The sequence below is a fragment of the Halohasta sp. A2 genome (assembly GCF_056175805.1).
Genome location: NZ_JAQFWV010000016.1, coordinates 55,256 through 61,377 on the forward strand (window position 1 = coordinate 55,256; position 6,122 = coordinate 61,377).

The 6,122-nt window shown below is 60.9% G+C and carries 5 protein-coding genes; 2 read left to right on the forward strand and 3 right to left on the reverse strand.

The features are described from left to right. Positions 1 to 6: 6 nt before the first annotated feature. Complete coding sequence (locus O2S87_RS07160; RefSeq protein WP_475408119.1) at positions 7 to 828, reverse strand: amidohydrolase family protein; 822 nt, start codon at positions 826 to 828, stop codon at positions 7 to 9. Positions 829 to 1,036: 208 nt separating this feature from the next. Here O2S87_RS07160 and thsA point away from each other — a divergent pair, with 208 nt between their 5' ends. Both thsA and O2S87_RS07170 read left to right on the forward strand, forming a co-directional pair. Next, the gene (gene thsA / locus O2S87_RS07165; protein WP_475408113.1) at positions 1,037 to 2,605 is read left to right on the forward strand and encodes a thermosome subunit alpha; all 1,569 of its coding nucleotides are present in this window, start codon (positions 1,037 to 1,039) and stop codon (positions 2,603 to 2,605) included. 155 nt (positions 2,606 to 2,760) lie between these two features. Further along, positions 2,761 to 4,128 carry an FAD-dependent oxidoreductase gene (locus O2S87_RS07170; protein ID WP_475408114.1) on the forward strand — a complete coding sequence of 456 codons (1,368 nt, stop codon included), beginning with the start codon at positions 2,761 to 2,763 and terminating at the stop codon, positions 4,126 to 4,128. A 24-nt stretch (positions 4,129 to 4,152) separates the two neighbouring features. Here the strand turns inward: O2S87_RS07170 and O2S87_RS07175 are convergent, their stop codons facing one another. Further along, complete coding sequence (locus O2S87_RS07175; RefSeq protein WP_475408115.1) at positions 4,153 to 4,935, reverse strand: HpcH/HpaI aldolase family protein; 783 nt, start codon at positions 4,933 to 4,935, stop codon at positions 4,153 to 4,155. Then, the gene (locus O2S87_RS07180) at positions 4,932 to 5,909 is read right to left on the reverse strand and encodes a hydroxyacid dehydrogenase (protein ID WP_475408116.1); all 978 of its coding nucleotides are present in this window, start codon (positions 5,907 to 5,909) and stop codon (positions 4,932 to 4,934) included. Before O2S87_RS07180 ends, O2S87_RS07175 begins: the two co-directional genes overlap by 4 nt. Positions 5,910 to 6,122: the final 213 nt, after the last annotated feature.

Sequence of the window (6,122 nt, forward strand, 5' to 3'; positions counted from 1 at the left end):
CGTTGGCTACTGTGGCGCAAACCCAGGAATGAGACGGGCGGGGTTCTTGTTGAATACACGGTTCATCGCATCCTCGGAGACGTCGAGCGTGAGAATATCCATGATGGCAACGTTTGGATGAACGGTCGGTGTTCCACTGCCGAACAGAATCCGGTCTGGATGTTCCAACAGTCCGCGTTCGAGTAGCTCTCGTGAACGGACGGCCCACGTATCGAGATACAGTCTGTCGTACGTATCGAGCAGTTCGAGCGATTCGATCATCCGGTTGTGATCCATCGGATAGCCGCCGAAACCCGCGAGAATAACCGGGAATCCCTTGCCGAGCAGTGTCCGTTCGGCCGCACGCGGCGAAAACGACTCGCGACAGGAGACAAAGACCGGCAGGTCGACCGCCGCCAGCTCCGCTACGACCTCCTCGTCGGGAAGCCCGTCGACGGCCGGATCGAGAACGAAACCGTGGAACCGCTCGTCATAGGCGTACTGTTCGACATCGCCGGGGCGGCTGTGGTGGGCGTCTCGACTTGCTCGCATGTTTCGCACGAGTGCCACCGGGCCGCCGGTCGCATCGAGCGCCCCATTGAGCCGGGCGAACGCCAGAAATGGCCGGTCGACACTGAGCCGGGCGACGGCGTTGTTGGCCCGAAGATAGCCCTCAACGCGCTGTTGCGGACTGGGTGAGACGGCCGTCTGAACGATTCCTGCCTGGTGGCATTCGCGCTCCAACTGGTCGGGCCCGGTGTCTCGACCGTAGGTCGTCACGGCCAACTCGTCGTGGTCGAGATGCGCGTGACAGTCGACCACGCGAAAGCCGTGTTCCAACTCCAACATCATGTGTTCGTGAATGGGCGATCCATATAGTCCTTTCAGCAGTGTCAACCGTGCATACCGGGTCGGCTGAGTGGGTGTTGACCGGCAAGCAAAGGCGTCGACTGGTTGATACCAAACAGCCGACAAGCGCCTCTGCTGGCGGTTTGGGCCACAAAGAATAGAAGATTTTATATAGAACTGCAAACCATCTGGTAGTGAGGCATTCATCATGGCATCACGAACCCAACAACCACTGTTCATCCTCTCGGAAGGCAACGAACGAACACGCGGACAAGCCGCCCAAGATTCGAACATTCGCGCCGGCAAAGCGGTCGCCAACGCGGTTCGAACCACACTGGGTCCGAAAGGGATGGACAAGATGCTTGTCGGCTCGTCAGGGGACGTCGTCATCACCAACGACGGTGCGACGATTCTCAACGAGATGGACATCGAACATCCGGCCGCACAGATGATCGTCGAAGTCGCCCAGACTCAGGAAGTAGAGGTCGGCGACGGAACGACGACCGCAGCCGTGCTCGCCGGGGAACTGCTCTCGGAGGCTGAAGACTTGCTCGAAGCGGATCTCCACCCGACCGTGATTGTCGAAGGCTATCACGAGGCCGCACGCCTCGCACAGCAGGCCATCGACGAGGGCGTTCTCGATATCGATCTCGACGACGACATTCTCGAAGCGGTCGCCGAATCCAGCATGACCGGCAAAGGAACCGGCGACGTCACCGCCGATCTCCTGGCCCACCAGGTCGTCGGCGCGGTCCGACAGGTCGCAGGCGATGAGGGTATCGACCGCGAAGACATCCGTATTCACACCCAAACCGGCGCGGCCAGCAGTGCGACCGAACTCGTCGACGGCGTTATTCTCAGCGAGGAGCCCGCCAACGCCAACATGCCCCGAAGCCTTGAGGACGCTACGGTCGCCCTGCTCGAAACAAAACTCGACGTACGAACGAGCGAGGCCGACGCCGAGTACTCGATTTCGAGCGTCGACCAGCTCAACGCGGCTATCGAGGCCGAAGACAGCGAGCGACGTGGCTACGCAGACGTGCTGAGCGACGCCGGGGTCGATGTCGTCTTCTGTACCAAGGATATCGACGACCGCGTCGCTGGCTATCTGGCTGACGCCGGAATCCTGGCGTTCGAAAACGTCTCGTCGAAGAAAGCCAAGGCACTCGCCAAGGCGACCGGTTCGAAACACCTCGGCACGCTCGAAGATCTCGATACGGCCGATCTCGGCAGCGTCTCGTCGCTCACGATCGAACAGTACGGCGACGAAGACGCGGTGTTCGTCGAGGGCGGCACCGATAGCAACTACGTCACGCTGTTCGTCCGCGGAAGTACCGATCACGTGATCGACGAACTCGAACGCGCACTCAACGACGCCATCGATGTCGTGATCGCCGCACTCGACAAGGGCGGCGTCGTCGCCGGAGCCGGTGGCACCGAGATAGCCATCTCGGACTACGTCCGAAGCCACGCCGCCAGCGTCGAAGGCCGCAAACAGCTCGCCATCGAGGCGTTTGCCACCGCCGTCGACGCTCTGCCGCGAACGCTGGCCGAAAACACCGGCATGGATGCCATCGACGCGCTCGTCGACCTCCGCGGTCGACACGATTCGGAAGGGATCGCGGGCATCGTCTCGACCGGTCGCAGCGGCGAGATCGGCGACCCCGTCGAGGCCGGTATTCTCGACCCCGCAGCGGTCAAACGCGAGGCCGTCGAGTCGGCCACCGAAGCCGCAACGATGATCCTACGCATCGACGACGTGATTTCGTCGGAATAGTACCGTCGCCACCGCCACCACCCGTCCACCCTTTTTAAACCGAAACCTGGCCGTAGGGCTGTGATAACACGCCTCAGCAAAGATAGTAGCTACTTAGTAGGTCGACGACCTCGATTCGACGAAGACAGTCACCGACACCGAGGGAAACACCACATATGCCGAAAGAATACGACCTAGTCATCGTCGGCGGCGGAATAAGCGGCGCATCGCTGTTGTACACGGTTGCGACGTTCACCGATATCGAACGGGTGGCCCTGATCGAAAAGGAACGCGAGATCGCGGCGGTCAACTCCCACCACACGAACAACTCACAGACGCTTCACTTCGGGGACATCGAGACCAACTACACCCTCGAAAAAGCCGAGAAAGTCAAAGAGGGCGCCGAGATGGTCGCGGGCTATCTCGAAGCTAAGGATCCAGACCGCGAGATGCACGCCAAGCGGAGCAAAATGGTGCTGGCGGTTGGCGAGGAGGAAGTCGAGAAACTCGAAGCCCGCCAGTACGACAACGGGTTTGGCGACCTGTTCCCCAAACTCACGGCTATCGGCCGCGAGGAGATCGCCGAAATCGAACCGAAGGTCGTCGAGGGGCGCGATCCGAACAAAGAGCTACTGGCGCTCCAGACACCCGACGGCTACACCGTCGACTACGGCGAACTCGCCGAGGCGTTCGTCGATCAGGTCCGCGAACACGAAGGGGTCGACGTCTTTACCGGGACGAAAGTCGAGCGAGTCAACGAAACTGACGACGAGTTCCTCATCGAAACAGACCGAGAAGGCTGGTTTGCGGCCGACACGACGGTCGTCGCCGCGGGCTCACACAGCCTCCAGATCGCCAAGAAGATGGGCTATGGCGAACACAAATCGCTGCTTCCAGTTGCCGGGAGCTTCTTTGTCGCAAACGAGGGGCTGTTGAACGGCAAGGTGTACACACTCCAGATGAAGAAACTCCCGTTCGCGGCGGTCCATGGTGACGCGGAAGTCCACGACCAGAACATGACCCGGTTCGGCCCGACCGCAAAGGTCGTTCCGGCGCTCGAACGCGGCGAACTGTCGACGGTTGCTGACTTCTTCGATGTGTTCCAGCTCAACCTCGATTCGATCCTGAGCTATGGCAACATCATGGCCGACCGTATTCTGCTTCCGTATGTGCTCGAAAACCTCGTCTACGATCTCCCGATCGTCGGCGAGAAATCCTTCCTGCCGCACGTCCAGAAGGTCGTCCCAACCGTCGAAGAGGGCGACATTTCGCGTGCCAAAGGGTTCGGCGGTGTCCGCCCGCAGATCGTCGACACGTCGACCAAATCGCTCGATATGGGCGAGGCCAAGATCACCGGCAATGACATCATCTTCAACATCACCCCCTCGCCGGGTGCGTCGACCTGCCTGAAAAACGCGATGCGTGACACCCGACAGGTCATCGAGTTCCTCGGCGGCGACTACGAGTTCGACGAGGAAGGGTTCCGCCGGGCGACGATCGACAACTTCCCGCGCGAGAGAGAACCGGTCACTGCTGACGACTGAGTGGCGGCCCCCAATTGGGTGACACTACCGGACTTCGTCGAGTGTGTTGGAAAGCGTCGACCGGATCGCGCCGAGATCACCGCCGAGACGGACGATCTGGTATCCCGCGTCGACGGCCTCGCGGGCCGAAACTGGATCGTTTCGGATTCGGCCAATCGGAACACCGTGTTCCAGACAGGCCTCACGAGTCCGGTCGATGGCAGCCTGTAGCTGCTCTGGGTGTTTCTCCAACGGTGTACCGCCCGACATCGACATCGAGAGATCCGCAGGGCCGATGAAGGCGAAGCCGAGTTGCGGTACCGAGAGGATTTCGTCGATGGATTCGACCGCGCGTTCGTTTTCGATCATCGTGCCGACCAGAATTTCGTGATCCTCGCCGCCGATGTGGCTGTCGACGTACCCCTCCCACTCGCTGGTTCGGCCGACGCCGACGCCGCGGTCGCCGACATCGCCATTGTACGCGAAGTAGGCCGCCGCCACCGCCCGCTGGAGTTCTTCGGCTGTCTCGATGCGCGGAAGCAAGATCGTTCGAACTCCGGCGTCGATAACCTTCCTGACGAGTGGTGGGTCAGCCGAGGGAAGTCGGACGAGCAGTTCGATATCACCGACCTCAGCCGCACGGGTGAGTTCCTCGATCACGGTACTGTCGTAGGGGCTCGGCCCGCCGTGTTCGAAATCCAGCCAGACGAAATCCAGGCCGATGTAGCCGAACGTCTCGACAACCGTCGGCGAAAAGGTCGCACAGGCCGCACCGAACACCGTTTGGTCGGTTTCGAGCGCGCGGCGGAACGCGTTCTCGGTTCTCATCGTCGGACCTCGCGTTCGAGCGGCTCGCGGTTGACCGTCGACTCCGGCAGCCCACCGTCGTACACCGTTCGCACGTTCGCGGCTGCCCCACGGCTCATCCGTTCCAGTGCGTCGTAGGTGACCCCGCCGATGTGTGGTGTCAACAGTACATCGGAGTGTTCGTAGAGGGGATGATCCGGCCCTGGCGGCTCTTGGGCGAAGTTGTCGAGTCCGGCTCCGGCGATCGTTCCGGCGGCGAGCGCCGCTACGAGGGCCTGCTCGTCGACGATGCCGCCGCGAGAGGTGTTGATGAGAACGCCGTGCTCGCCGAGCGCCGCGAGCTGCTCGGTCGAGACAGCCTTCCGTGTGCTATCGACCAGCGGGACGTGGAGGCTCACCGCGTCGGCAGCCGTAAAGAGCGCCGTCAAATCGTCGACGCGGTCGAAAGAATCTGGAAGCTCGCCGTCGGGATGATGTGGATCGTAGACCACGATATCTAGCCCGATTCCCTTGGCGATCGCGGCAGTTTTGCGGGCGATCGACCCGTATCCCATCAGGCCGAGTGTGGAGTCGTGGAGCTCGTAGCCGACGAATTCAGCACGGTCCCACTTTCCAGCGCGGACGTGTCGGTCGGCGATATGGAGGTTTCGCCGGACCCCGAACAGCAGGGCGATGGCGTGTTCAGCCACCGATCGGGCGTTCACACCTGGCGTGTTGCAGACGACGACCCCGTGGTCCGAGGCCGCGGCGATGTCGACGTTGTCGAGACCGGTGCCATGTTTGGCGATTACTTTTAGCTTTGTTGCGCGCTCGATACACGATCGGTCGAGATCAGCGACGCGGACGATGACCGCGTCGTACCGAGCGATATCGTCGAGTGCGGCCGCAACGCTCTCGTACTCGTCCATGCGTGTACACGCTGCGATGTCGTCGATTGACGAGGGTCCTACCGGATCGATCTGTGGAGGGAGCAGAATTTGCCACCGTTCGGACATAATACTTCGTTCGGTGCGCCCTCTCAAAAGTATGCGACCCCTACATCACATGGTCGACTCGAATGGGTGACTCTGATTACTAATTGACTCGGCTCTGCACGTTTATAAACTCCCTTCAGAATGGAGAAAGAGGTGGTCGATTTTTTCCATCAATCCGTCGAGGTCACGGTCTGGCTGATCGCGCACCCACGAGAACATATTGTAAATCGCCTC

What these genes read in the sequence shown, in the direction of transcription:
- O2S87_RS07160 (WP_475408119.1), bottom strand. Translation starts at nt 828, where the DNA reads ATGTTGGAGTTGGAACACGGCTTTCGCGTGGTCGACTGTCACGCGCAT.
- O2S87_RS07170 (WP_475408114.1), top strand. Translation starts at nt 2,761, where the DNA reads ATGCCGAAAGAATACGACCTAGTCATCGTCGGCGGCGGAATAAGCGGC.
- thsA (WP_475408113.1), top strand. Translation starts at nt 1,037, where the DNA reads ATGGCATCACGAACCCAACAACCACTGTTCATCCTCTCGGAAGGCAAC.
- O2S87_RS07175 (WP_475408115.1), bottom strand. Translation starts at nt 4,935, where the DNA reads ATGAGAACCGAGAACGCGTTCCGCCGCGCGCTCGAAACCGACCAAACG.
- O2S87_RS07180 (WP_475408116.1), bottom strand. Translation starts at nt 5,909, where the DNA reads ATGTCCGAACGGTGGCAAATTCTGCTCCCTCCACAGATCGATCCGGTA.